The organism is Magnetospirillum gryphiswaldense MSR-1 v2 (assembly GCF_000513295.1).
Lineage (GTDB): Bacteria > Pseudomonadota > Alphaproteobacteria > Rhodospirillales > Magnetospirillaceae > Magnetospirillum > Magnetospirillum gryphiswaldense.
The window spans coordinates 1,247,494-1,270,204 of sequence record NC_023065.1 but is presented as its reverse complement, the minus strand read 5'-3'; the positions used below and the strand labels follow the sequence as shown (position 1 = coordinate 1,270,204).

The window sequence follows — 22,711 nt, the reverse complement described above, 5'->3', positions numbered from 1 at the left end:
GCGCCGTGACGGAAAATCTGGTTGTGGTTGTCGACGACAATGCCGCCAACCGCGAGCTTTATCGTGATCTTTTGGACATGACGCCGTTTTCGGCCATTGCCCTGGATTGCGGTGACACGGTGGTGCAGGTGGTGCGGGAAAATCGCCCCGGTCTGGTGCTGATGGATCTGCACATGCCAGGCCGCAGCGGCCTGGACGTTTTCGCCGATCTGCGGGCCGCCCTGGGCGATGCGTCCCCGCCGGTTTTGGCCTTGACCGCCTCCAACCTGCCCGATCTTGCCAAAAATTTGCGTCAGGCCGGGTTTGCCGGGCTGGTCAGCAAGCCTTGCGGTGTCGCCACCTTCATCGAGGCGGTGACCTGGGGCATGGCGGAAGGACCGAAATCCTTCCGCGTCTTTAATGGCTGATCAGAACCGTCGCTTGCGTTCTGGCGCGGTGGCGACGATGCGGCCCCACAGGTCGAAATCCTCGGCGTGTTCCACCTCGACCATCACCACGTCGCCGGGCTGGGCGTCGGTTTCGTGGTTGATGTAGACGCAGCCGTCCACTTCCGGGCTGTCGGCCCACGACCGGCCATAGGCGCCGTCCTCGTCCACCTCGTCGATGATGACTTCGATGGTCTTGCCGATCTTGCCCTTGGAAATCTCGTCGGAAATCTGCCGCGCCACCTCCATCAGGCGGTTATAGCGTTCCTCCTTGACGTCCTCGTCCACGTGGTCGGCCAGATGATTGGCGGCGGCTCCGGCGACGTTTTCGTACTTGAAGCAGCCGACGCGGTCGATGCGGGCCTGTTGCAGCCAATCCAGCAGGAACTCGAAATCCTCTTCCGTCTCACCGGGGAAGCCGACGATGAAGGTGGAGCGGATGGCCAGATCGGGGCAGATTTCCCGCCAGCCATTGATGCGCTCCAGCAGCCGTTCATGGTCGGCGGGGCGGCGCATGGCCTTCAGCACCTTGGGGCTGGCGTGCTGGAACGGGATGTCCAGATAGGGCAAAATCTTGCCCGCCGCCATCAGCGGGATGACCTCGTCCACATGGGGATAGGGATAGACGTAATGCAGGCGCGTCCACACGCCTAAATCCCCCAGGGCCTCGGCCATTTCGGTCAGGCGCGCCTTGACGGCGCGGCCATGCCACGGGCTTTCGGCGTATTTGATGTCCAGGCCATAGGCGCCGGTATCCTGGCTGATGACCAGGATTTCCTTGATGCCGGCCATGGCCAGACGCTCGGCCTCTTCCAGCACCTCGCCCACCGGACGGCTGGCCAGATCGCCGCGGATGCCGGGGATGATGCAGAAGGAACAGCGGTGGTTGCAGCCTTCGGAAATCTTCAGATAGGCATAATGCGACGGCGTCAGGTGCAGGCCTTCCGGCGGCACCAGCGAGTGCAGCGGCGAGCTTTCCGGCGGCGCCGCCTGATGCACGGCATCGACCACCTGCTGGTACTGGTGCGGCCCGGTGACCGCCAGCACGTCGGGGTGAGCCTTGCGGATGACGTCTTCCTCGCCGCCCATGCAGCCGGTGACGATGACGCGGCCGTTCTCGTTCATGGCCTCGCCGATGGCTTCCAGCGATTCGGCGCGGGCGCTGTCGAGGAAGCCGCAGGTGTTGACCACCACCACGTCGGCGCCGTCATAGCTGTCCGAGATGTCGTAACCTTCGGCGCGCAAACGGGTGAGAATGCGTTCCGAATCCACCAGGGCCTTGGCGCAGCCCAGGCTGACGATGCCGATCTTGGGAATGGTGATTGCTCCTTAAGGGCAAGGGGTTTGTGCACGAAGTAGCCTTTTGCGCCGCCAGTTTCAAGCCATGCGCAAACATCCCTTGACGTTTTGCTGCACATGCTAAATTAGTTCCCGCTGTTTATCCATGCTGTAACGGGTTGGAACCGATGGTCCTGGCTGAGTTTTCCCCCTTCACCGCCTTGGCTGGCGGCATGCTGATCGGTGCGGCGGCGGTGCTGCTGATGCTGGTCAATGGCCGCATCATGGGCATCGCCGGCATTGTCGGTGGTCTGCTGGGCGGCGGGCGCGATGCCGACAATGCCTGGCGTCTGGCCTTTGTCGCCGGCCTGCTGGTGCCGGCGATAATCGCCGGTCTGAGCGGCGGCCTCAATGGCCCGGCCATAAATCTGGGGCTGCCGGTGCTGCTGGGGGCCGGCTTCCTGGTCGGCTTGGGCACCCGCATGGCCAATGGCTGCACCTCGGGCCACGGCATCTGCGGCCTGTCGCGGCTGTCCAGGCGGTCGTTGGCCGCCGTCGCCACCTTCATGGCGGTGTGCGGGGTTACCGTCTATGTCACCCGTCATCTGTGGGGGGCTTGAGATGAAGCGGCTGTTGTCGGCCTTTGCCGCCGGTCTGGTGTTCGGTTCGGGGCTGCTGCTGTCGGGCATGGCCGATCCGGCCCGGGTCTTGGGCTTTTTCGATCTGTTCGGGGTCTGGGATCCTACCTTGGCCCTGGTCATGGCCGGTGGGCTGGCGGTGACCGCCTTGGGTTATCGCTGGTGCCTGCGCCGCTCGGGGCCGCTTTGCGCCGTGCAGTACCAGATTCCGGCCAACCAGAGCTTGGATGCGCGCCTGTTCATGGGCTCGGCCCTGTTCGGTCTGGGCTGGGGGCTGGTGGGCTATTGCCCCGGCCCGGCCATCCTGTCCGCCGGTGGCGGCGTGTCCCAGGCCTGGTGGTTCTGCCTGGGCATGGTGGCGGGCATGCTGGTGTGGCGGGCGCTTGAATACGCGCAGATGCCGCAAGGTCGTATCGCGCAACGGGGATAAAAAAGCCCGGAACCAAGCGGTTCCGGGCTTTTTCTTTGAGCGCTTCGCCGCTTACTGGGCGATGACGCTGATGGCGCGGCGGTTCTGGGCCCAGGCCTGCTCGTTGGCGCCATTGGCTTCCGGGCGTTCCTTGCCGAAAGTCGAGGTGCTGAGGCGGCCCGAGGCGACGCCCTGGGCCAGCAGGTATTCCTTCACCGACTGGGCGCGACGATCGCCCAGGGCCAGGTTGTATTCGCGGGTGCCGCGTTCGTCGGCATGGCCTTCGATGCGCAGCATCACGGTGGGGTAGCGGCGCAGGAAGGCGGCCTGACGGTCCAAGGTGGCCTTGGCGTCGGCGTTCAGCGAGTGGCTGTCGGTGCCGTAATAGACGCGATCCCCGACCGAGGTCTGGAATTCGCGCTGCATCTGGGCCAGACGCTCGGCCTCGCTCATGACGTTGCCCGACGGGCGGGCGACGCCGCCGCCGGTATTGGAGCCCGAGCCGGTGACGCCACCGGATTGCTGAGCCTGATCCGAGCAAGCGGCGACGGCCAGCAGCGCGGTGAGCGCGGTGAAAGTTACAGCGATGCGACGCATGTGCGTGTCCCCTGAAAGAAGTCTATCCAGTCGGCGACATTCGCCGATCAATCAGTCGGCGAATGTCGCCGAAGAACGTGGCGGAAATATGGAACGGCCCCTCCCGAAAGGGAAGGGCCGTTTCGCATTTGCATCAAACTTGGGCTCAGCCCAGGTTCTTGGCGACGAAATCCCAGTTCACCAGCTTGTCCAGGAAGGTCTGGACGAAATCGGGGCGGCGGTTCTGGAAATCCAGGTAATAGGCGTGTTCCCACACGTCCACCGTCAACAGCGCCTTCTGGCCGTGGGCCAGGGGCAGGTCGGCATTGGCGGTCTTGGTGATCTTGAGCGCGCCGTTTTCTTCCACCAGCCAGGCCCAGCCCGAGCCGAACTGGGTCACAGCGGCGTTCTTGAATTCCTCGGCGAACTTTTCGTAGGACCCGAAGGCGGCCTCGATCTTGGCCAGCACGGTGCCGGTGGGCTTGCCGCCGCCGCCCTGCTTCATGCAATTCCAGAAGAAGGTGTGGTTCCACACCTGGGCGGCGTTGTTGAACACGCCCTGCTTGGCCGGCAGATCCTTGGCGGCGATGGCGATGATCTCTTCCAGCGACTTGGCCGCCAGATCGGTGTCCTTCACCAGATTGTTCAGGTTGGTCACATAGGCGTTGTGATGCTTGCCATGGTGGAAGTCCAGCGTCTGGGCCGAGATATGGGGTTCCAGAGCGGTCTTGTCATAGGGAAGCGGGGGAAGCTCGAAAGCCATCATTGCCTCATATGCATAATGTTGAAGGGTAGTTTGGAAGTTGTCTAAACCTGCTGCACAACATAGGGGGGCGCAGGCTGAATGTGAAGTGGCAAAATCCTATCACGATAATCGGAGATCGTCGCGTCCCAAGGCAAGACGGGCGGCGGCAAGGCCGGAAGAAATGGCGGATTCCATGGTACACGGCCACGGTGAGGCGAGCCAGTCGCCGGCCAGGAACACCCCATCCCGGTCGGTGGTCGGGCCGGGGCGGCGGCGGCTGCTCGATGGGGTGTGCCGTAAGGTGGCGCGCTTTTCCTGCACTACCCGATGGGGTGGCAGCGGGAGGTGCAAATCCAGTACGGGGGCGATTTCCCGCCAAAGGATGGCGGCATCGGGTGGAGTTTGCGCCGCCGAGATGGTCACCGAGGCGACGTCGCCGCGCACGAACAGCCATTGCCCCATACCGCCGATCAACCCCAGCGGATGGGACAGGGTGTGAGCGTGGGGCAGGCGGAAATGCACGTTGGTGATTGTTTCTGTATCGAAATTACCGTTGTCGGGGAGCAAGGATTCCAACGCCCAGGGCGGCAGGGCCAGGATGACGCGGTCGTTTTTCCCCAAGGAAACCGCCCTTTCAGCAAACGTCAACCACTGTTGACTGATGCCGGTCAGGCGCTGGCCGAAATGGATGCCGGCCCCCAATTCGCCCAGCCGGGCCAAGGCGGGGTCGATCAGGGCGGCGGACAGCCCGTGGGGGAAGGCATAGCCGCGAAACCCCGCCCGCCCACCCAGCAAGATAGCGCGCAGCACGCGGGCGAACAGGCGGGCATCGGCGGCGGCGGGGGCGGTATTCATGATGGCCAGACACAAGGGCTGCCAGAAATCGGCAAAACCCCGGCACGATCCCAGCCGTTGCGCCACCGTGCCGCCACCGGGCCAGACGGCGCGCAGAACTTCCCATGCCGATACCGGCAGCCGGGTCGGCGATGCGGTCCAAGTGTGGCCGTTGCCCACATGGGCGAAATGGATGCGGGGCGGCAAGGCATGGACAAAGTCCAGGCCGCCGCTGGCTTTCAGGTAGTCCAGCGCAACCCGGTTGACGCCCAGCAACAGGTGCGAGCCGTTGTCGATGACCCGGTCGAGTACCGGGTCATGAAACGAGCGGCAGCGCCCGCCGGCCTGGGGCGCGGCTTCGTACAGGTGCACGGCGTGACCGCTGCGGGCGACAGCCAGGGCGGCGGCAAGTCCGGCCAGACCGGCACCGACCACATGGACGACCGGTTTCATGCCCAAGCGGCGGACAGGGCGATCAACAACCGACGCCAATGCCCCAGGCGCGGCGGCGGTGCCGACCAGTCGCGCCGGGGCAGGCGGCGCAAAAGGCTGCGGTAGATGGCCATCATGGCCAAGGGCGGCCACAGATGGCGCTTGCCGGTCTGGGCCAACAGGGCTTCGGCCTCGCTGAACTTGGCCTCGGCCTTGGTGTAAAGCGCCATGCAGGCGGCGGGCAGGGCCGGATGGCTGAGCACGGCGCGCGGTGATTGCACCAGGATATGGGCCTGATCCAGGCATTCCTTCGGCAGGTACAGCCGGCCCAGCCGGGCATCCTCGGCCACGTCGCGCAGGATGTTGGTCAGTTGCAGCGCCTCGGCCAGGGCCAGGGCGAAGTCCCGCGCGTCGGGCCGGCCCAGGATGTGGATGGCCAAGACCCCCACCGTACCGGCGACCTGACGGCAATAATGCGACAATTCCGCCATTGTCGGCGCTGTCAATGGTGAGTTGACGTCAGTCTCCATGCCGTCCAGCAACAGTTCAAGCTCGGCCACCGGCAGGGTGAAGCGTTGGACGAAGGGGGCCAGGTCCGCGATGGCCGGATGCAGGGCGATACCGGTCTGTTGCCATGTGGTCAGGGCAGCGCGCAGGGTGGTCAGTTTGGCCCGCTTGGTGTCGGTGTCGAAATCGCCGTCGCTGATGTCGTCCACCGCCCGGCAAAAGCCGTAAAGGGCGAACATGGCCTGACGCTTCGCCTTGGGCAGCAGCCGCATGGGCCAATAGAACGAGGAATGACCGCCGCTCATGCCCGCGATCGCATGACCGACAAAACCCCACCGATAAAGGCGGCGCCATAGGCCAGGGGCGATAGTTTGACCGGTTGGGCCAGCGGGTCACGCTGGCGCAACAGTGCAGCCAGCCGGCGGGCGATGCCGATGGTGATGGCGGTTTCCATGGCCAGACGGCGGTTATCCATGGCTTGGGGCAGGGGCTCGGCCTGCTCGATCAGCATTTCGGTACGGTCGAGCATCAGGTCGATGACGTGGCGCAAGGACGCATCGCCCCCATTGGCGGCCAGAGCGTTCGGGGTCAGCCCGCTGGCGGCCATCCAGTCGGCGGGCAGGTAGATGCGGCCCAAGGCGCGGTAATCCTTGCCGCAATCCTGCAAATGGTTGAGCACCTGCAAGGCGGCGCACAAATTGTCGGTTCTGGCCTGCAGATGCTGCGGCTGATCGTGCAAATCCAGCAAAAAGCGCCCGACCGGGGCGGCGGAACAACTGCAATAGGCCATCAAATCGGCCCATGACCGGCAGCGATCGGTCATGGCATCGCGGCGAAAGGCATGCAGCAAGGTGGCGGCATGGCCGAGCAGGCGGGAATTGCCGCCGACGGCTTCATGCAGGGCCAGGGCCTGGGGGGCCCCGGCAAGGCCGCTCAGGCCCCGCTCGAACTCGTCCAGACGCTGCAATTTGACGGTGCTGTCCAGATCAGGGGCGTCGGCGATGTCGTCGGCGGCACGGGCAAAACGGTAAAAGGCCAGGATTTTCGGGCGAAGCGACGACGACAGCAGCAATGACGCGACCGGAAAATTCTCGTCGCCATGCTGCTTGCCCGCCGGGCTGGGCAGGGGAACGGCATCGGCACGGGCCATAGGCGTCCTCCCATTGGTGTTGCGCTATAGACCGATTATATATGGTAATCCCACCGCCCCCGACCAGGGAAATTCCGCCTTGACCGCTTCGATCACCGATCTTTCCGCCTTAGGCGAATCCCTGCGCCGTCACGATCACGACCGTTACGCCACCGCCATGTTCGCCGATCCCGCCCGCCGTGGCGATCTGTGGGCGCTTTATGCCTTCAATCTGGAACTCAGCCAAATCCGCACCCAGGTGCGCGAGCCCCTGGCCGGGATGATCCGGCTGCAATGGTGGCGCGACGTGGTCGAAGGGGCGCGACGGGAAGAAGCCATGCGCCATCCGGTCGGCGGGCCGCTGTTGGACCTGATCGAGCGCCGTCAACTTCAGTTGACGGATGTGCATGATCTGATTGATGTCCGTCAGCATGATCTTGATCCTGCGCCCTTCACCACCATTGCCGATTGGCAGGAATACGGTCGGCGCAGCTCCGGTGGGCTGGCCCGTCTGGCTGCGACCGTGTTGGGGGCCGAGGATTGCGCGGCAGCACAAAGCGCCGGTACCGCCTGGGCCTTGACCGGATTGCTGAGGTCGCTGCCGTTTCATCTGGCCCAAGGCTGGTGCTCATTACCCGCCGATGTGTTGGCCGGGCAGGGAGTGAGCAGTGATGAGGTTTTGTCAGCTGCGGTTGACAAGACCGCTTTGGCCGCCTCTGTTCTGACCTTGACCGACCTTGTGGAGCCGCATTTGCGCCAATCCCGCCGCCTGCGTGTACCGCGTACGGCGCTGCCGGCGCTGTTGCCGGCGGTACTGGCTGGGGCTCATCTGCGTCGCATCCGCTCGCTGGGCGGCGATGTCTTCGATTCCCGCTCGTACCGGCCCCGGCCCATGCCAGTGCGGCTGGCCTGGGCGGCCTTGCGGGGGCGGGTGTGAGGCGCCATCGATATCTTTTCGTAACGATTGGGTTGGCGGAGCAGAATTGTCCATATATTCGTCAACTTGCGGCTGACAGAAACTAGGGCTGGTGAAAGCCCCGTGCGCTTGGCCGTCCTGGCGACATCCTTCGCGGTGTTCGCGCCAAAATTCGTTTTGATTTTAAAATGAAATGCAAAACCCGCCGCGATCACCAGGATCGCGGCGGGTTTCATTGACTGTAAACCAGTGGTTTACGGGGTCTTGCAGGTCTTGATGCCCAGGGGCAGATAAGCCGGGCACCAGCCGATCAGGCCGGTCAGCAACGGCACCACGCCGATATAGCCCCACAGGCCCACGGTGCCGGTGACGGCCAGGGCGATCAGCACCAGACCCACGACGATGCGCAGGATGCGGTCGATGCCGCCAACATTCTTGTTCATGGGACGCGAACTCCGAAAGGGATGAACCACTTGATGGTGGATTTATATCCCGGTCGGCTGGTTTATTCGGTGACTAGGTCACACAGAATCGCGCAATGACGCCAGGCCGGACCGATTCTTCACCTCGACCCGACCGCGATGCAGGCTGACCCAGTGGCGCCGCTCGAATTCCTTGAGCTGGCGGCTGATCACCTCGCGCGCGGTGCCCAGTTCGGTGGCGATGTCCTGATGGGTGGATTTGATGGTGCCGTCGTCGTCGCAATGATGCAAAAGCCAGGCGGCCAGGCGCACGTCGATGCGGCCGAAGGCCACTTCCTCGATCAGCATCAGCAAATCGGCGATGCGGGCGGCATAAGCGGAAAAGACGAAATCGCGAAAGGCCTCCGAACGCGCCAGCAGGCTGCGGAAGGCCGAGGCCGGCAGCACCAACGCCCTGACGTCGCTTTCGGCGATGCCTTGGGCGGTATAATCGGCGTGCGAGATCAGGCAATTGGTGGTGAGCACGCAAGATTGCCCGCTTTCCACCCGGTAAAGCACGATTTCGCGGCCATTTTCCGCCACTTTCTGCACCCGCACCGAGCCATCGATGACCAGGACGTAATTGGAACATTCGCTGCCGTCATGAAAGACGGAGGTGCCGGCAGGCAGGGCGACCACCCGGGCGGAACCCTCTAGCAGGGCCGCCGATTGCGGATCAAGGCGGGTGAATTGCGGAAAGGTGGTGGCGATTTCGGCATTCATCGGGCCATAGTGCCGCATGTGCGAAAGCGACGCCACAGCCAAGACGGGGGATGCATGCGCCGGTTGATGATTTTGCTGGTCCTGCTGTTCCCATCGGCCTGTCTGGCCGCGGATCAAGGCGATATCAGCGCGGTGGCGGTACCGCTTTCCTCAACCGATCCGACCCTGGACCGGCTGGGGGAGGTGCGGGTTCTCGGCCTGCATCGTCTGAGTGCTGCGCAGTCCTGGTTCGGCGGCATTTCCGGGCTGGCCTGGGACGGCGATGCCTTGGTCGGCGTGACCGACAAAGGGTATTGGCTGCGTTTTCACGTTCAGGCCGACAAGGAGGGCGCCCCGCTTGCCGTGAGCGGGTTGCAGGGCGGGGGTTTGGGTGGAATAACCCAAGACAGCAAGGTCGACGGCGACGCCGAGGAAATCTTGCGCGATGGTTCGTCCTGGCTGGTGTCGTTCGAGCGTCGGCACCGGGTCTGGCGTTATCCGTCCGGTCTGGACGGTGCCCCGATCGCCGTGCCGTTGGCCGAAGGCGTGGCCGCCCTGGGCGAAAACGACGGTATCGAGGCCATGGCCCGGCTGGCCGATGGTCGCCTGCTGCTGATCGCCGAAGGGCGCGAGGGCGAGCCGACATCGCCGGCCTGGATCGGCACTCCGGGGCAGTGGCGGCAATTGCTCTATCCGCGCCACGGGCTGTTCCGCCCCACCGCTGCCGTGGCCCTGCCCGATGGCGGCCTGCTGGTGGTGGAGCGCCAGTACACCATGCTGGCCGGTCCGGCCATGCGGCTGCTGCGCCTGGACGCGGGCCAAGTGGAAAATTTGGCCGGGCGTGAGATCGTGCGGCTGGCGCCGCCGCTGAATGTGGACAATTTCGAAGCTGTCGCCGTGCGGGCGCGGGCCGACGGCCGTCTGGTGGCGACCCTGATGTCGGACGACAATTTCAACCCGTTGCAATCGACCCTGATGCTGACGATCCTGTTGCCCTAAATTTCCTCGATATGGCAGGTCAGGTGCAACTCGCCGGCGGTGTTGGTGATGGTGGCCAGACAGGCTTGGGCGCGTTCGGGCAGGCAGACGGAAAAGCGGGTGACATACAAATTCTGCTCGGGCACCCGTTGGGCGTCCATGCGCACGATATTGGCGTTGAACTGGCCGAAAACCTCGCTTAAGCGCGCCACCAGACCGGGGCGGTCGCCACCCGAGACGATCACCCGATGGGTGATGCGGCCCAGGGCGCCATGGGCGGAATCAAGCTCGAACGGACGCGCATCGATGCGGGCCTGGGCCAGTTCCGGCAAGGCGGCCAGTTCGGTTTGCAGATCGTCCAGGGCCAGAGAGTCGGGCACCTCGCACACCGAACTGAATTCGGCCCCGGCCCCCAGCATGGCGAAACTGCTGTCACCCAGGTTGACGCCAAGATCGAACAAGCGCCCGGTGATGGCGGCGATCAGGCCGGGACGATCAGGACACGAAATGGAAATCAGCACGGCGGCCATGGAAGTTCTCCGCGAAAGCACGGGCATCATGATGCGCCAAGACAGGGCGATTTCAAGCCTGGGATGAAAGCCCGAGGGTGGGGTATACTGCCGCCGGAAGGCAAGGGAGCGGGGCGTGCGTGCAATCGGGGCAGTATTGGCCGTGGCTGTCGCCATCGGGGCGGTGGGCGGCGCTTGGGTCTGGTGGCAGGGCCGGGGGCGCATCGACCCCGACGACAGCGCCCAGGTGGCCCGCGGCAAGGAAGTCTATGCCCTGCACTGCGCTCAATGTCACGGCGGCCAATTGCAAGGCCAACCCGATTGGCGGATACGCTTGCCCAGCGGCGCGTTGCCGGCCCCGCCCCATGATGTCAGCGGCCATACCTGGCACCATGCCGACGAATATCTGTTCGCGGTGACCAAGCACGGCCTGGCCCGTTTCGCCCCGCCCGATTACAAAAGCGACATGCCGTCCTTCGTCGGTAAGTTGAGCGATGCCGACATCCGCGCCAGTCTGGCTTACATCAAGTCGTCCTGGCCCGAAGACATCCGCCGGCGCCAGGAAACGCTGAATCGGCGTTAGGGCGTAAACTCATAAATCCCATGGTGCTCTGCACGCCCCGCAAGGCCATATAAGATGCCGGGAAATGCAGGCGATAGCGGGGCTATCGCCAAATTTGACGGCACGGTTAGACCAGTTTCAGCTAAAGCGGAAACTGGTCTAACTCTTACAAATGGCCCGTGACGGGCTGCTCAGGCGCCGCTTGGGCTTATCGCATGTCCACGCTTTGCGTGAAAATGCTATAGATGGCCTTGCGGGGCGTGCCCTTCGGGTTTGTCTAAGACGTCGTACTGCGACGTCATCGTCGCTTGGCTGTACCCAAGGTACAGCCCGCGCTCGTTTCCTGGCATTACGACGTCTTAGACAAACAGAGCGCCATGGGATTTATGAGTTTACGCCCTAAGCCCGCCGCCAGCCGGTTTCGGCGCGGACAAAGCCGTAATGGTGGATTGCGTGAAAGGCGGTGCCGCTCCAGCCGCGGATGTCCACCTCCAGGCTGGGGCCGTCGATGCGGATCAGGGCGTAGCCGTTGGCATCCTCGCGCAGGCGGGTCGAGCAGGCGGTCGAGGCCTGGACCAGCACGCAGGCGCCATGGTCGGGCGAATCGATCAGGTCCACATGGGCCTTGTGCACGTGTCCGGCCAGGATCAGGTCGACGCCAAGTTCGGTCAGTGTGTGGAACGGATGGCCCGATTGGGCGGTACTGGGCGGATGATGCAGGAAGACGATCTTGCAATGATGATCGCCGCTGTCTTGCAGGCTGTCTTCCACATGGTCAAGGTGATGATCGCGCAGCTTGCCGCTTTGCCAGCGCAGATGGCGGGTGCTGTCCAGGCCGATGACGATGATTTCATCGTCGTTCCAGCCATTGGCGTGGGCGCTGGCCGGCAGATATTTCTCGAACTTGGCGCGCGGATTGAGCAAGCGGTTCAGCGGGCGGTAGACCGGGGCCAGATCGTGGTTGCCGGGCACCACCAGCACCGGAATGCCCAGGCGTTCCAAGAATTTGCGCGCTTCCAGGAATTGATGGCTTTTCGCCCGCTGGGTCAGGTCGCCGGAAATGATCGCCAGATGCGGGCGGTGATGGGCGATGTCATGCACCAGGGCGTCGACCACCATCGGGTCGGTGCGGCCGAAATGCAGGTCGGACAAATGAGCGATCAGGCGCATGGCGTTTCATCCGGGACCAGGACGCGCAGGGATTTGGGGTGGGTGCGAAATACCAGGGGCGCGCGCAACACGGTGACTTCGCCGTCCAGCGACAGCATCATCCGGCTTTTTCGCCCGGTCACCACCACCTGCTCGGCGCTGAAGATCTGGAGCAGGCGGTTGACCCGCCAACGCCCCAGCAGGGCGTTCAGGGCCAGCCACAGCAAGCCCCAGCGCGAGGTGGTCTTGGCCACGTGCACCATCAATTCGCCCCGGTCCAGGCTGGCCCGCGACGGCGGCAGGGGCAATGGCGTTTCCGCCCAGGCATTGTTGGAAATGACGACGATGGGGGTGATCATGGTGATGGTGTCGCCATTGATGGTGATGTCGACCTGCATCAGCGGATAACGGCGAAAGGCGCGCAGCGCCGCCAGGGCGAAGGCCCGCCACTTGCTCAATCCCTCGGCCTGCAACTTGTCGCGCCGGCGGACCACCCTGGGATGCATGCCCAACGAGGCCCAGATGGCGAAGGGCAGGCCGTTGACCTCGGCTAGGTCGATCTCGGCCACACGGCTGAAGGCCAGGGCTTGGGCCGCGGCCAGCGGGTCGGTGGGCAGGCCCAGGTCGCGGGCCAGCAGGTTGAGCGTGCCCAGGGGCAGCAGGCCCACCGGCTTGTCGTTGCCCAGGCCGGCCAGGATGGCGGTCAGGAAGGTACCGTCGCCGCCGCCGGTGATGATGGCGTCGATGTCGTCGCGCCTTGCCCATTGGGCCAGGGCGGCGGACAGGTCGCGCTTGCCGCAGACAGTGACGGTGACGTCATGACCATGGCGGCGGAAAACGGCGGCGATGGCCTCGACCGTCGATTCCAGCGGCAGGCGGCGAAAAGTTCCGGCGGATCGGTTGATGACCAGGGCAAGGCGCATGGATGATTCTTAGTCCGGTTATTTGCGGCAATGTCAAGATGGCTGCGCCAATTGCCAATGCCGATGGATACCCCCCCTAAACCATGCATCTAACCATTGCAGTCATTTGACCGCAATTAAGCACAAGCGTATGGTGGCTGACTGCCTTGACATTAATCAATGGGGATAGGGGTCGCGACGGGATCATGTATCAATTGCCCGCCGTTCATCGCGGTATCGCCGAGCGCCTGATCTGTCTTCATGACGAAATCAAGGGCGAGAACACCTTGGCGTCGCTGAGCCGCATCGCGGTTGCCCTTTATGACGACACCTCGGACATGGTGAAGACCTTCATCCATTCCTCGGATGGTGAAAGTCCGGTGGATGGTGCCTCGATGCCGTTGGCGCAATCCCATTCGCTCAAGCAATTGGCCAAGACCGGGGCGCGACGGATCATCAACGACCTGACCCCGGCGGCCACCGATGGCGGCAGCTTTTCCCGCCGGCTCTACGATGCCGGCTATCGTTCCAGCTATACCGTCCCCATCGTCAACAAGGGCACGTTCTACGGCTTCTTGTTCTTCAACTCGTTCGAGATCGGCTTTTTTCAGCCGCCGGTGGTGCAGCGCCTGCGCCCCTATGCCGAGTTGATTTCCCTGGCGGTGATGCGCGAACTGGACACCGTGCGCATGATGCAGGCGGCGGTGAAGGTCATCCGCTCGGTCAGTTCGGCCCGCGACGAGGAAACCGGGTCGCATCTGGCCCGCATGGCCCGCTATGCCCGCCTGATCGCCGCCAAGATGCCCGATCATTACGGGCTGACCGACGAATATGTCGAGTTTCTGTTTCAGTTCTGTCCGTTGCACGACGTCGGCAAGGTGGCGGTGCCCGACGCCATCTTGCTGAAGCCCGGCAAGCTGACCGAGGACGAATTCACCTTGATGAAGGGCCATGTGGTCAAAGGCGTGGAAATCATCGACCTGATGATGCGCGATTTCGGTCTGAAATCCATGCCTTACCTGGATGTTCTGCGCAACATCGTCGCCTATCACCATGAAGCCCTGGACGGCAGCGGCTATCCCTATGGTCTCAGGGAAAGCCAGATCCCCATCGAGGCGCGCATCGCCGCCGTCGCCGACGTCTTCGACGCCCTGACCTCGGTGCGTCCGTACAAAAACGCGTGGACCAACGAAGAGGCCATGCAATTGCTGCAAAAAAATGCCGGCACCAAGTTCGATCCCGAATGTGTCGACATCCTGGCCGGCAGCCTGGACGAGATCAAGGTCATCCAAGCCCGCTTCGCCGAGACCGTATTTGATTGACCCTGGCCGTGCCGCCATGTTCCCCTTTGCTCCTGGGCAGGGAAGGGGAGCGATGGTGAAGCGTCTGGTGTCGTCGGTTTTGTTGTTGCTGTCGGTGTCGGCCCCTGTCGCGGCCGAGCCCATGAGCGCGGGTCAGTGGGCGGCGTTGACCCATCCGGTGCCGGAACGGCCATCCTCGGTCGGCGGTGCCGCCGCCGGCTGCCTGATCGGCGCGCAATCCTTGCCGGCGGATAGCCAGGGGCTGCAAATATTGCGCCCGCAGCGCAACCGCTTCTGGGCGCATCCCCGCACGGTCGAGTTCATCGAACAATTGGGCCGCACCGCCCATCATCAGGGGCTGGGGCCGCTGTTGATCGGCGACATGTCGCAGCCGCGCGGCGGTCCCATGGCTTATGGTCACGGCAGCCACCAGAACGGGCTGGACGTGGATATCTGGTTCCGTCTGCCGGGCAAGATGCTGAACGCGCGCGAACTGGGCAACCCCACCCCGGTTTCCATGGTGCGCGGACGCAATGTCGATTCGCGCACGTGGAGCGCGCGACAGCTGAAAGTGCTGGAACTGGCGGCAAACTCGTCCGAGGTCGACCGCATCTTCGTCAATCCGGCGATCAAGGCGGCGGCCTGCAAGGCGGCCAGGGGCAATACCGACTGGCTGGCCAAGCTGCGCCCGTGGTGGGGCCATGACGAACATTTCCATGTGCGGCTGGCCTGTTCCATCGGCGACATCAACTGCGTCACCCAGGCGCCGGTTCCGCCCGGCGACGGTTGCGGCGCCGAGTTGTCGTCGTGGCTGGCCAAGTCGACGGTGCTGCCCGATCACGGGCGCGACAAGCCCAATACCCGCCGGCCCAATCTGCCGTCTTTGTGCTCGCAGGTGCTCGATCAGCCCGGCCCGCGTGAGGCCAGCGCGCGTTGATCTGCCTTCGGGCTTGCTAAAACCGCCGCAACCGAGTATGAAGCCGCCACCAAACCGCACGCGGGTCCGCGGCGGCGCTCAGGCGCTGTCGCTCCGGTGCCGGGTCTATCCCGGCGTTTACCCGCGGAGGCTCAACCGGAGAAAGAAAAGGAATTCTCTCCATGTCCATGCCGACCTTCTCCATGCGTCAGCTCGTCGAAGCTGGTGTGCACTTCGGTCACAATACCCGCCGCTGGAACCCCAAGATGGCGCCGTTCCTGTTCGGTATCCGCAACGGCATTCACATCATCGACCTGCAGCAATCGGTGCCGATGCTGCATGCCGCCATGACCGCCGTGCGCAACGTCGTTGCCGGCGGTGGCCGCGTTCTGTTCGTGGGCACCAAGCGCGCCGCCTCCGACACCGTCGCCGAAGCCGCCAAGAAGTGTGGCCAGTACTATGTCAACCACCGCTGGCTGGGTGGCATGCTGACCAACTGGAAGACCATTTCGCACTCGATCAAGCGCCTGCGCGAACTGGACGAGATGCTGGCTTCCGGCACCCTGGCCGGCCTGACCAAGAAGGAACAGCTGGTCCTGGCCCGTGAAAAGGAAAAGCTGGACCGCGCGCTGGGCGGCATCAAGGACATGGGTGGCCTGCCGGACATCCTGTTCATCATCGACACCAACAAGGAAGCCCTGGCCGTTCAGGAAGCCAACAAGCTGGGCATTCCGGTCGTCGCCATCCTCGATTCCAACTCGGACCCGTCGGGCGTGCAGTTCCCGGTTCCCGGCAACGACGACGCCATCCGCGCCATCCAGACCTATTGCGATCTGATGGTCGGCGCCGTTCTCGACGGCATCCAGGCCGAGATCGGTCGCTCGGGCGGCGATATCGGCGCCCAGGCTGAAGCTCCGGTGGAAGTGATCCCCGCCGAAGCTGAAGTTGTGGCCGTGGAAGCCCCTTCGGCCGAATAAGGCCCAAGATTGTTGCGAGATGGCGGCGACATGCGTCGCCGCCATTTTGTTAAGTACACAACGTTACAGATCTGTTTCTTCGATCACACCAAACGAAGAGGAATATTCCCATGGCCGAGATTACCGCTGCGCTTGTCAAGGAGCTGCGCGAAAAGACTGGCGCTGGCATGATGGATTGCAAGAAGGCGCTGAACGAGACCGCCGGTGACGTGGAAGCCGCCATCGACTGGCTGCGCAAGAAGGGTCTGGCCGCCGCCGCCAAGAAGGCCGGTCGCGTCGCCGCCGAAGGTCTGGTCGCCATCGCTTCCGCCGGCACCAAGGGCGTGGCCGTCGAGATCAACGCCGAAACCGATTTCGTCGGTCGCAACGACCAGTTCCAGGGCTTCGTCTCCGGCGTTGCCCAGGTTGCCTTGACCAAGGGCGCCGACGTGGAAGTGCTGAAGGCCGCCGAGTTCCCCGGCGCCGGCAAGTCGGTGGCCGAGCAGCTGACCGCCCTGATCGCCACCATCGGCGAGAACATGAACCTGCGTCGCGCCATCGTCTTGGAAGTGTCGCAAGGCGTGGTCGCCGGCTACATGCACTCGGCCACTGCTCCGGGCCTGGGCAAGATCGGCGTGCTCGTCGCCCTCGAATCCGCTGGCGACACCGCCAAGCTGGAAGCTTTGGGCAAGCAGATCGCCATGCACGTGGCCGCCGCCAATCCGCTGTTCCTGGATTCGGCTTCGGTCGACAAGGCGGCGCTCGAGCGTGAAACCGCCGTGCTGACCGAACAGGCCAAGGCCTCGGGCAAGCCCGCCGAAGTCATCGAGAAGATGGTTCAGGGCCGCATCCGCAAGTACTACGAAGAAGTCTGTCTGCTCGATCAGGTCTTCGTCATCGACCAGGAAAACAAGATTTCCAAGGTGGTCGAGAACTTGGCCAAGGAATTGGGCGCCCCGGTCAAGCTGACCGCTTTCGCCCGTTTCGCCCTGGGCGAAGGCATCGAGAAGGAAGAGAAGGATTTCGCCGCCGAAGTGGCCGCCCAGCTGGGTGGTTGATCGGTCGAAGGTCCGTTTCGCGTAGAAGCCGCCGCCAGGGGGAGAGCCCTTGGCGGCGGTTTTCGCCTCTGTCACATCAAGCGAGACAGACGGGTGGAATGGTGTATGATCGCCACCCGGTAAAAACCCCGGCTTTGCGCCGGGTTCAACTGCAATCCAGGCTTTTGGGGGCTCTGATGGCCAGCGACGCCAAGTTTCGCCGCGTTCTCCTCAAGATCTCGGGTGAAGGTCTCATGGGGGATCTCGAATACGGGCTTGATATGGTCACCGTCGACCGTATCGCCGCCGAGGTTCAATCCGTTCGCGACCTGGGGGTCGAGGTGTGTTGCGTCGTTGGTGGCGGCAACATTTTCCGCGGCCTGTCGGGCGCGGCCAAAGGCATGGAACGGGCCGCCGCCGATAATATGGGCATGCTGGCCACGGTGATGAACGCCCTGGCGCTGCAAAACGCCATGGAGGCCCGGGGCATCGAGACCCGGGTGCAATCGGCCATCCCCATGCCGTCGGTGTGCGAATCCTTCATCCGCCGCCGCGCCATCCGTCATCTGGAAAAGGGGCGGGTGGTGATTTTCGCCGCCGGCACCGGCAATCCGTTCTTCACCACTGATACCGCCGCTGCGCTGCGCGCCGTCGAAATGGGCTGCGACGCGCTGTTAAAGGCGAGCCAAGTCGACGGCGTCTATTCCGCCGATCCGAAAAAGGTCAAGGATGCCGTGCGTTACGACACCTTGACTTTCCACGACGTCCTGGCCCGCGATCTGGCGGTGATGGACGCGTCCGCCATTTCCCTGTGCCGGGAAAACAACGTGCCCATCGTCGTCTTCGACATGCACACCGACAAGGCCTTCGCCGAGGTGGTGTTGGGACATGGGCGTTTCACCATCATCAAAGAAGGGGGTTGAGCCGTGTCCGCACCGACCACTTGGAGCGATCTCAAGAAGGATGTCGCCCACCGCATGGACAACACGGTGGAAGTGCTGAAAAAGGAATTCTCGGGCCTGCGCAGCGGTCGTGCCGTCGCGTCCCTGCTTGAGCCGGTGGTGGTCGAGGCTTATGGCCAGACCATGCCGATCACGCAATGCGGCACCATCGCCGTACCCGAGCCGCGCATGCTGACCGTGCAAGTGTGGGACAAGGGGCAGGTCAAGGCGGTGGAAAAAGCCATCCGCGAAGCCGGTCTGGGCCTTAACCCGCAGACCGACGGCCAGTTGGTGCGGGTGCCGATTCCGTCCTTGAACGAAGAACGCCGCAAGGAATTGCAGAAGGTCGCCGGCAAGTATGCCGAACAGGCCCGCATCGCCATCCGCAATGTGCGCCGCGACGGCATGGACACCTTGAAGAAGATGGAAAAGGACGGCCACATCTCGGAAGACGAGATCAAGAAGCACGAAAAAGAAGTGCAGAGCCTGACCGATGACACCATCAAGAAGGTGGACGAAACCCTCGCCCACAAAGAAAAAGAAATCATGCAGGTCTAGCAGGTGATGGAGAGCGCCCCCTTGCATGCTGCCCCCCCCACGCCGCCCGTCCACGTGGCCATCATCATGGATGGTAACGGGCGCTGGGCCAAGGCGCGCGGGTTGCCGCGCACCGCCGGGCACAAGCGTGGGGCCGAGGCGGTGCGCCGCACGGTCGAGGCCGCGCGCGAGATGGGCGTCTCCTACCTCACTCTTTACGCTTTTTCCTCGGAAAACTGGAAGCGCCCCACCGGGGAAGTCACCGATCTGATGGGGTTGTTGCGGCTTTATCTGCGCAACGAGGTCGCCAATCTGCACAAGAACGGCATCCGCCTGCGGGTCATTGGCGACCGCTCGCGCCTGAGCCGCGACATCAATGCCCTGATCGACGAATCCGAGGCCAAGACCGCCAACAATACGGCGCTCACCCTGGTTCTGGCCCTGTCCTATGGCGGTCGCCAGGAAATTACCGATGCCGCCCGTCGGCTGGCCTGCGATGTGGCCATGGAGCGCCTCGACCCCGATTCCATCGATGAAGACGCCTTGGCCGCCCGGCTTTATACCGCGGACATCCCCGATCCCGATTTGCTGATCCGCACCTCGGGGGAAAAGCGCATTTCCAATTTTCTGCTGTGGCAATCGGCCTATGCGGAATTCGTCTTCACCGACGTTTTGTGGCCGGATTTCGATCGCACGCACCTGGAAGACGCCATCCGCGACTTTCATGGCCGCGAGCGTCGTTACGGCAACGCGCCCGGCTGACCCGACGTGCTGCGCACCCGCATCCTGTCCGCCTTGGTGATGGCCCCGCCGGCCCTGATGGCCGTATGGCTGGGCGGCTGGGCTTTTGCCCTGCTGGTGGCGGTGGCTTGCGCGATCATGTGCTGGGAATGGCACAAGATGACCCTGAAGGGGTTTGGCCCCTCCGGTTGGGTCGCCGCCTTGGGTGGGGCCGCTGCTTCGCTGCTGGTCTTGCTCGACCCTCGGGCGGCCCTGGCCGTGGCCGTGATCACCGCCTTGATTTCCGCCTTCCTCGCCGGCCCGGCCCGAGTATCGGCGGGATTGGGGGCGCTCTATGCCGCCTTGCCGTCCATCGCCTTGGTGTGGTTGCGCCAGGATCAGGCCGCTGGCCTGCTGACCGTGATCTGGTTGTTCCTGCTGGTCTGGGGCACCGATATCGGCGCCTATGCCGCCGGGCGCACCATCGGCGGGCCGCTGCTGATGCCTGTCGTCAGCCCCAAGAAGACCTGGGCCGGTCTGCTGGGTGGCATGGCCAGCGCCATGCTGGCCGGGGCCGGAATGGCGTGGTGGGCGGATTTGTCTGCCCCCGTCTTCATCGTTGTCGCCAGCGCTGTGCTGGCGGTGGTGGCCCAGGCCGGCGACCTGCTGGAAAGCTGGGTCAAACGCCGTGCCGGCGTCAAGGATTCCAGCAATATCATCCCCGGTCACGGCGGCGTGCTGGATCGGGTCGACGGCCTGTTGACGGCGGGTTTGGCCGTGGCTATCGCCGCCTTGGTGGCGGCAAAGCCGCTATTGTTGTGGTCGTAACGAGGGCGGAATGAGCGACGCGAGGCGGGCAATCACCATTCTGGGCTCGACCGGTTCCATCGGTCGCAACACGGTGGAGCTGATCGAGGCGCGGCCCGACCTTTATCGCACCGAAGCCCTGGTGGCCAATGCCAGCGCCGATCTGTTGGCGGATCAGGCGTTGCGGCTGCGTCCGCGTCTGGCCGTCCTCGCCGACGAAGCGGCCTTGCCGCGTCTGCGGCAATTGCTGGCCGGCAGCGGCATCGAAACCGCCGCCGGGGCCCAGGCGGTGATCGAGGCGGCGCGCCTGCCCGCCGACTGGGTGATGGCGGCCATCGTCGGTGCCGCCGGTCTGGCGCCGACCTTGGAAGCGGTGCGCCGGGGCGTGGTGGTGGCTTTGGCCAACAAGGAATGCCTGGTCTGCGCCGGATCGCTGATGATGGCGGAGGTTGCCGCCCATGGTGCCACCCTGCTGCCGGTGGATTCCGAGCATTCGGCCATTTTCCAGGTGTTCGAGACCAATCAGCGCCACGCTATCGACAAGATCGTGCTGACCGCCTCGGGCGGGCCGTTCCGGCAAAAAAGCCTGGAGGACATGCGGGCCATGACCCCCGCTCAGGCGGTGGCCCATCCCAATTGGTCCATGGGGGCGAAGATCTCGGTGGATTCCGCCTCGATGATGAACAAGGGCCTCGAACTGATCGAAGCTCATCACCTGTTCGCCTTGCCCGAAGACAAGATCGACATCCTGGTGCATCCGCAATCGGTGATCCATTCCATGGTCGCCTATGCCGACGGCTCGGTATTGGCGCAATTGGGCAGCCCCGATATGCGCACCCCCATCGCCTATGCCCTGGGCTGGCCGCGCCGCATCGCTTCGCCGGCGCCCAAGCTGGATCTGGCTTCCATCGCCACCCTGACCTTCGAGGCCCCCGATCCGATCCGCTTTCCGGCGCTGGGGCTGGCGCGGGCGGCCTTGCAAAGCGGCGGTTCGGCACCTACTGTCCTCAATGCCGCCAACGAAGTGGCGGTGGCTGCCTTCCTGGCTGGTCGCATCGGTTTCCTGGACATCGCCGCCACGGTGGAAAAGACCCTGGAAACCATGACCTTGGTGCCGCTGGGCGGCATCGGCGACGTGCTGGAGCAGGATCGCGCCGCCCGACATTGCGCCCAGGCGCTGATCGACACCCTGGCCTGATCGGACCAAGATGGACTTTTTTTGGAATTATATCGTCGTTTTCCTGCTGATCCTGACGGTGGTGGTGTTCGTTCATGAACTGGGCCACTACCTGATTGCCCGCTGGAACGGCGTCAAGGTCGAGGTCTTCTCCATCGGCTTTGGTCCGGAAATCTGGGGCTTCAACGACCGCCACGGTACCCGCTGGCGCTTCAGCGCGCTGCCCCTGGGCGGCTATGTCAAGATGTTCGGCGATGCCGACGCCGCCTCGGCCACCGGCGATCCGCGGCCCATGACCGATGACGAGATGGCGGTCAGCTTTCGACACAAGCGGGTGGGGCAACGCGCCGCCATCGTTTTCGCCGGCCCCGCCGCCAATTTCATTTTCGCCATCCTGGGTTTGGCGGTGATGTTCATGATCCTGGGGCAACCGGTGACCGAGCCGGTGATCGGTCAGGTCATGCCCGGCAGCGCCGCCGAACAGGCCGGCCTCAAGGCCGGCGACCGTATCGTCATCGCCAATGACAGCGAGGTCGAGCGCTTTCAGGACATCCAGCGCATCGTGCGGCTGGATATCGACAAGCCCCTGTCGCTGACGGTCGAGCGCGCTGGCGGGCGGCTGGATTTCGTCGCCCATCCCCGCATCGTCGAACGCAAAGGCATTTTCGGCGATATGGAGAAGGTGCCGGTATTGGGCATCGCCGCTGATTCTGCCAGCACCCGGGTGGTCACCCATGGCCCCGGCACCGCCCTGGTCCTGGCCGTACGCGAGACCGGGACGATGATTTCCGCTACTTTCGTCGGCATCGGCCAGATGATCGGCGGCAGCCGTGACAGCGATGAACTGGGGGGCCCGATCCGCATCGCCAAAGGCGCCGGTGAGGCGGCACAATTGGGCGTGGCCAGCGTCGCCTTTTATGTAATCATGCTGTCGTTGAATCTGGGGCTGATCAATCTGTTTCCCATCCCCATCCTGGATGGGGGGCATCTGGTTTTTTATGCCTTCGAGGCCATCCTTGGTAGGCCTCTGGGCGAGAAGGCACAAGAATATGGTTTCCGAATCGGGCTGTTTCTGGTATTGGCCTTGATGGTATTCGCGACCCGTAACGATATCGTATCGTTGCCGGCTTGGGACGCCATAAAGCGGCTGTTCTCGTGATTTCGCAA

27 protein-coding genes are annotated in these 22,711 nt (G+C 63.9%); 16 read left to right on the top strand and 11 right to left on the bottom strand.

Going from position 1 to position 22,711, the window contains the following annotated elements; genetic code table 11:
* Positions 1-5: 5 nt before the first annotated feature.
* Positions 6-407, top strand: a complete 402-nt coding sequence (locus tag MGMSRV2_RS06040; RefSeq protein ID WP_024079470.1) for a response regulator — start codon at positions 6-8, stop codon at positions 405-407.
* Here the strand turns inward: MGMSRV2_RS06040 and rimO are convergent, their stop codons facing one another.
* Entirely contained in the window at positions 408-1,748 is a 1,341-nt protein-coding gene (gene rimO, locus MGMSRV2_RS06035; RefSeq protein WP_041633475.1) for a 30S ribosomal protein S12 methylthiotransferase RimO, read from the bottom strand.
* Between the two features lie 143 nt (positions 1,749-1,891).
* On the opposite strand from rimO, the gene MGMSRV2_RS06030 reads away from it, so the two are divergent.
* Both MGMSRV2_RS06030 and MGMSRV2_RS06025 read left to right on the top strand, forming a co-directional pair.
* A complete protein-coding gene (locus MGMSRV2_RS06030) occupies positions 1,892-2,323 on the top strand; it encodes a YeeE/YedE family protein (RefSeq protein WP_024079468.1) in 432 nt (143 codons plus the stop codon).
* A 1-nt stretch (position 2,324) separates the two neighbouring features.
* Positions 2,325-2,771 (top strand): YeeE/YedE family protein, encoded by a 447-nt coding sequence (locus MGMSRV2_RS06025; RefSeq protein ID WP_024079467.1) that lies wholly within the window; start codon positions 2,325-2,327, stop codon positions 2,769-2,771.
* A gap of 51 nt (positions 2,772-2,822) precedes the next feature.
* On the opposite strand, the gene pal is transcribed toward MGMSRV2_RS06025, so the two are convergent.
* The 5 genes from pal to hpnC form a co-directional block, all read right to left on the bottom strand.
* Positions 2,823-3,347, bottom strand: coding sequence for a peptidoglycan-associated lipoprotein Pal (pal, locus tag MGMSRV2_RS06020; RefSeq protein ID WP_024079466.1), 525 nt, complete (start codon positions 3,345-3,347; stop codon positions 2,823-2,825).
* A gap of 145 nt (positions 3,348-3,492) precedes the next feature.
* Entirely contained in the window at positions 3,493-4,089 is a 597-nt protein-coding gene (locus tag MGMSRV2_RS06015; protein ID WP_024079465.1) for a superoxide dismutase, read from the bottom strand.
* 102 nt (positions 4,090-4,191) lie between these two features.
* Positions 4,192-5,358: a hydroxysqualene dehydroxylase gene (locus MGMSRV2_RS06010; RefSeq protein ID WP_024079464.1), complete on the bottom strand. Its 1,167-nt coding sequence runs from the start codon at positions 5,356-5,358 to the stop codon at positions 4,192-4,194.
* Complete coding sequence (locus MGMSRV2_RS06005; protein WP_024079463.1) at positions 5,355-6,149, bottom strand: squalene/phytoene synthase family protein; 795 nt, start codon at positions 6,147-6,149, stop codon at positions 5,355-5,357. The genes MGMSRV2_RS06010 and MGMSRV2_RS06005 overlap by 4 nt, the downstream gene beginning before the upstream one ends.
* Positions 6,146-6,994: a squalene synthase HpnC gene (gene hpnC / locus MGMSRV2_RS06000; protein WP_024079462.1), complete on the bottom strand. Its 849-nt coding sequence runs from the start codon at positions 6,992-6,994 to the stop codon at positions 6,146-6,148. Before hpnC ends, MGMSRV2_RS06005 begins: the two co-directional genes overlap by 4 nt.
* A gap of 79 nt (positions 6,995-7,073) precedes the next feature.
* On the opposite strand from hpnC, the gene MGMSRV2_RS05995 reads away from it, so the two are divergent.
* Positions 7,074-7,910: a phytoene/squalene synthase family protein gene (locus MGMSRV2_RS05995; RefSeq protein ID WP_024079461.1), complete on the top strand. Its 837-nt coding sequence runs from the start codon at positions 7,074-7,076 to the stop codon at positions 7,908-7,910.
* Positions 7,911-8,143: 233 nt separating this feature from the next.
* Here MGMSRV2_RS05995 and MGMSRV2_RS05990 read toward each other — a convergent pair whose 3' ends face one another.
* Entirely contained in the window at positions 8,144-8,332 is a 189-nt protein-coding gene (locus tag MGMSRV2_RS05990; RefSeq protein ID WP_024079460.1) for a YgaP family membrane protein, read from the bottom strand.
* A 78-nt stretch (positions 8,333-8,410) separates the two neighbouring features.
* Positions 8,411-9,073: a Crp/Fnr family transcriptional regulator gene (locus tag MGMSRV2_RS05985; protein WP_024079459.1), complete on the bottom strand. Its 663-nt coding sequence runs from the start codon at positions 9,071-9,073 to the stop codon at positions 8,411-8,413.
* Between the two features lie 54 nt (positions 9,074-9,127).
* Here MGMSRV2_RS05985 and MGMSRV2_RS05980 point away from each other — a divergent pair, with 54 nt between their 5' ends.
* Positions 9,128-10,051, top strand: coding sequence for an esterase-like activity of phytase family protein (locus MGMSRV2_RS05980; protein ID WP_024079458.1), 924 nt, complete (start codon positions 9,128-9,130; stop codon positions 10,049-10,051).
* On the opposite strand, the gene MGMSRV2_RS05975 is transcribed toward MGMSRV2_RS05980, so the two are convergent.
* Positions 10,048-10,560 (bottom strand): glycine cleavage system transcriptional repressor, encoded by a 513-nt coding sequence (locus MGMSRV2_RS05975; RefSeq protein WP_024079457.1) that lies wholly within the window; start codon positions 10,558-10,560, stop codon positions 10,048-10,050. The genes MGMSRV2_RS05980 and MGMSRV2_RS05975 overlap by 4 nt on opposite strands.
* Positions 10,561-10,702: 142 nt before the next feature.
* Here MGMSRV2_RS05975 and MGMSRV2_RS05970 point away from each other — a divergent pair, with 142 nt between their 5' ends.
* Positions 10,703-11,122: a c-type cytochrome gene (locus MGMSRV2_RS05970; RefSeq protein WP_234016350.1), complete on the top strand. Its 420-nt coding sequence runs from the start codon at positions 10,703-10,705 to the stop codon at positions 11,120-11,122.
* 378 nt (positions 11,123-11,500) lie between these two features.
* On the opposite strand, the gene MGMSRV2_RS05965 is transcribed toward MGMSRV2_RS05970, so the two are convergent.
* Positions 11,501-12,271 (bottom strand): metallophosphoesterase family protein, encoded by a 771-nt coding sequence (locus tag MGMSRV2_RS05965; RefSeq protein WP_024079455.1) that lies wholly within the window; start codon positions 12,269-12,271, stop codon positions 11,501-11,503.
* Complete coding sequence (gene mamU, locus MGMSRV2_RS05960; RefSeq protein ID WP_024079454.1) at positions 12,262-13,173, bottom strand: lipid kinase MamU; 912 nt, start codon at positions 13,171-13,173, stop codon at positions 12,262-12,264. Before mamU ends, MGMSRV2_RS05965 begins: the two co-directional genes overlap by 10 nt.
* A 185-nt stretch (positions 13,174-13,358) precedes the next feature.
* Here mamU and MGMSRV2_RS05955 point away from each other — a divergent pair, with 185 nt between their 5' ends.
* The 10 genes from MGMSRV2_RS05955 (at position 13,359) to rseP (ending at position 22,703) form a co-directional block, all read left to right on the top strand.
* Positions 13,359-14,474 carry an HD domain-containing phosphohydrolase gene (locus MGMSRV2_RS05955; RefSeq protein ID WP_024079453.1) on the top strand — a complete coding sequence of 372 codons (1,116 nt, stop codon included), beginning with the start codon at positions 13,359-13,361 and terminating at the stop codon, positions 14,472-14,474.
* A gap of 52 nt (positions 14,475-14,526) precedes the next feature.
* A complete protein-coding gene (mepA, locus tag MGMSRV2_RS05950) occupies positions 14,527-15,390 on the top strand; it encodes a penicillin-insensitive murein endopeptidase (protein WP_024079452.1) in 864 nt (287 codons plus the stop codon).
* A 161-nt stretch (positions 15,391-15,551) separates the two neighbouring features.
* The gene (gene rpsB, locus MGMSRV2_RS05945; protein WP_024079451.1) at positions 15,552-16,346 is read left to right on the top strand and encodes a 30S ribosomal protein S2; all 795 of its coding nucleotides are present in this window, start codon (positions 15,552-15,554) and stop codon (positions 16,344-16,346) included.
* A gap of 110 nt (positions 16,347-16,456) precedes the next feature.
* On the top strand, positions 16,457-17,383 hold the full coding sequence (gene tsf / locus MGMSRV2_RS05940) for a translation elongation factor Ts (RefSeq protein WP_024079450.1): 927 nt from the start codon (positions 16,457-16,459) through the stop codon (positions 17,381-17,383).
* Positions 17,384-17,559: 176 nt separating this feature from the next.
* Positions 17,560-18,285, top strand: a complete 726-nt coding sequence (gene pyrH, locus MGMSRV2_RS05935; RefSeq protein ID WP_024079449.1) for a UMP kinase — start codon at positions 17,560-17,562, stop codon at positions 18,283-18,285.
* A 3-nt stretch (positions 18,286-18,288) separates the two neighbouring features.
* Positions 18,289-18,861, top strand: a complete 573-nt coding sequence (frr, locus tag MGMSRV2_RS05930) for a ribosome recycling factor (RefSeq protein ID WP_024079448.1) — start codon at positions 18,289-18,291, stop codon at positions 18,859-18,861.
* A 6-nt stretch (positions 18,862-18,867) separates the two neighbouring features.
* The gene (locus MGMSRV2_RS05925) at positions 18,868-19,602 is read left to right on the top strand and encodes an isoprenyl transferase (RefSeq protein ID WP_024079447.1); all 735 of its coding nucleotides are present in this window, start codon (positions 18,868-18,870) and stop codon (positions 19,600-19,602) included.
* Between the two features lie 6 nt (positions 19,603-19,608).
* On the top strand, positions 19,609-20,388 hold the full coding sequence (locus tag MGMSRV2_RS05920; RefSeq protein ID WP_024079446.1) for a phosphatidate cytidylyltransferase: 780 nt from the start codon (positions 19,609-19,611) through the stop codon (positions 20,386-20,388).
* A 10-nt stretch (positions 20,389-20,398) separates the two neighbouring features.
* Positions 20,399-21,565: a 1-deoxy-D-xylulose-5-phosphate reductoisomerase gene (locus MGMSRV2_RS05915; protein WP_024079445.1), complete on the top strand. Its 1,167-nt coding sequence runs from the start codon at positions 20,399-20,401 to the stop codon at positions 21,563-21,565.
* 10 nt (positions 21,566-21,575) lie between these two features.
* Entirely contained in the window at positions 21,576-22,703 is a 1,128-nt protein-coding gene (rseP, locus tag MGMSRV2_RS05910) for an RIP metalloprotease RseP (protein WP_024079444.1), read from the top strand.
* The last annotated feature ends 8 nt before the right edge of the window (positions 22,704-22,711 follow it).

Bases quoted from the DNA above. Each gene is read 5' to 3' on its own strand.
- MGMSRV2_RS06030 (WP_024079468.1), top strand. From the start codon at position 1,892: ATGGTCCTGGCTGAGTTTTCCCCCTTCACCGCCTTGGCTGGCGGCATG.
- MGMSRV2_RS06025 (WP_024079467.1), top strand. From the start codon at position 2,325: ATGAAGCGGCTGTTGTCGGCCTTTGCCGCCGGTCTGGTGTTCGGTTCG.
- pal (WP_024079466.1), bottom strand. From the start codon at position 3,347: ATGCGTCGCATCGCTGTAACTTTCACCGCGCTCACCGCGCTGCTGGCC.
- MGMSRV2_RS06015 (WP_024079465.1), bottom strand. From the start codon at position 4,089: ATGGCTTTCGAGCTTCCCCCGCTTCCCTATGACAAGACCGCTCTGGAA.
- MGMSRV2_RS06010 (WP_024079464.1), bottom strand. From the start codon at position 5,358: ATGAAACCGGTCGTCCATGTGGTCGGTGCCGGTCTGGCCGGACTTGCC.
- MGMSRV2_RS06005 (WP_024079463.1), bottom strand. From the start codon at position 6,149: ATGAGCGGCGGTCATTCCTCGTTCTATTGGCCCATGCGGCTGCTGCCC.
- hpnC (WP_024079462.1), bottom strand. From the start codon at position 6,994: ATGGCCCGTGCCGATGCCGTTCCCCTGCCCAGCCCGGCGGGCAAGCAG.
- MGMSRV2_RS05990 (WP_024079460.1), bottom strand. From the start codon at position 8,332: ATGAACAAGAATGTTGGCGGCATCGACCGCATCCTGCGCATCGTCGTG.
- MGMSRV2_RS05985 (WP_024079459.1), bottom strand. From the start codon at position 9,073: ATGAATGCCGAAATCGCCACCACCTTTCCGCAATTCACCCGCCTTGAT.
- MGMSRV2_RS05980 (WP_024079458.1), top strand. From the start codon at position 9,128: ATGCGCCGGTTGATGATTTTGCTGGTCCTGCTGTTCCCATCGGCCTGT.
- MGMSRV2_RS05975 (WP_024079457.1), bottom strand. From the start codon at position 10,560: ATGGCCGCCGTGCTGATTTCCATTTCGTGTCCTGATCGTCCCGGCCTG.
- MGMSRV2_RS05965 (WP_024079455.1), bottom strand. From the start codon at position 12,271: ATGCGCCTGATCGCTCATTTGTCCGACCTGCATTTCGGCCGCACCGAC.
- mamU (WP_024079454.1), bottom strand. From the start codon at position 13,173: ATGCGCCTTGCCCTGGTCATCAACCGATCCGCCGGAACTTTTCGCCGC.
- MGMSRV2_RS05955 (WP_024079453.1), top strand. From the start codon at position 13,359: ATGTATCAATTGCCCGCCGTTCATCGCGGTATCGCCGAGCGCCTGATC.
- mepA (WP_024079452.1), top strand. From the start codon at position 14,527: ATGGTGAAGCGTCTGGTGTCGTCGGTTTTGTTGTTGCTGTCGGTGTCG.
- rpsB (WP_024079451.1), top strand. From the start codon at position 15,552: ATGTCCATGCCGACCTTCTCCATGCGTCAGCTCGTCGAAGCTGGTGTG.
- tsf (WP_024079450.1), top strand. From the start codon at position 16,457: ATGGCCGAGATTACCGCTGCGCTTGTCAAGGAGCTGCGCGAAAAGACT.
- pyrH (WP_024079449.1), top strand. From the start codon at position 17,560: ATGGCCAGCGACGCCAAGTTTCGCCGCGTTCTCCTCAAGATCTCGGGT.
- MGMSRV2_RS05925 (WP_024079447.1), top strand. From the start codon at position 18,868: ATGGAGAGCGCCCCCTTGCATGCTGCCCCCCCCACGCCGCCCGTCCAC.
- MGMSRV2_RS05915 (WP_024079445.1), top strand. From the start codon at position 20,399: ATGAGCGACGCGAGGCGGGCAATCACCATTCTGGGCTCGACCGGTTCC.
- rseP (WP_024079444.1), top strand. From the start codon at position 21,576: ATGGACTTTTTTTGGAATTATATCGTCGTTTTCCTGCTGATCCTGACG.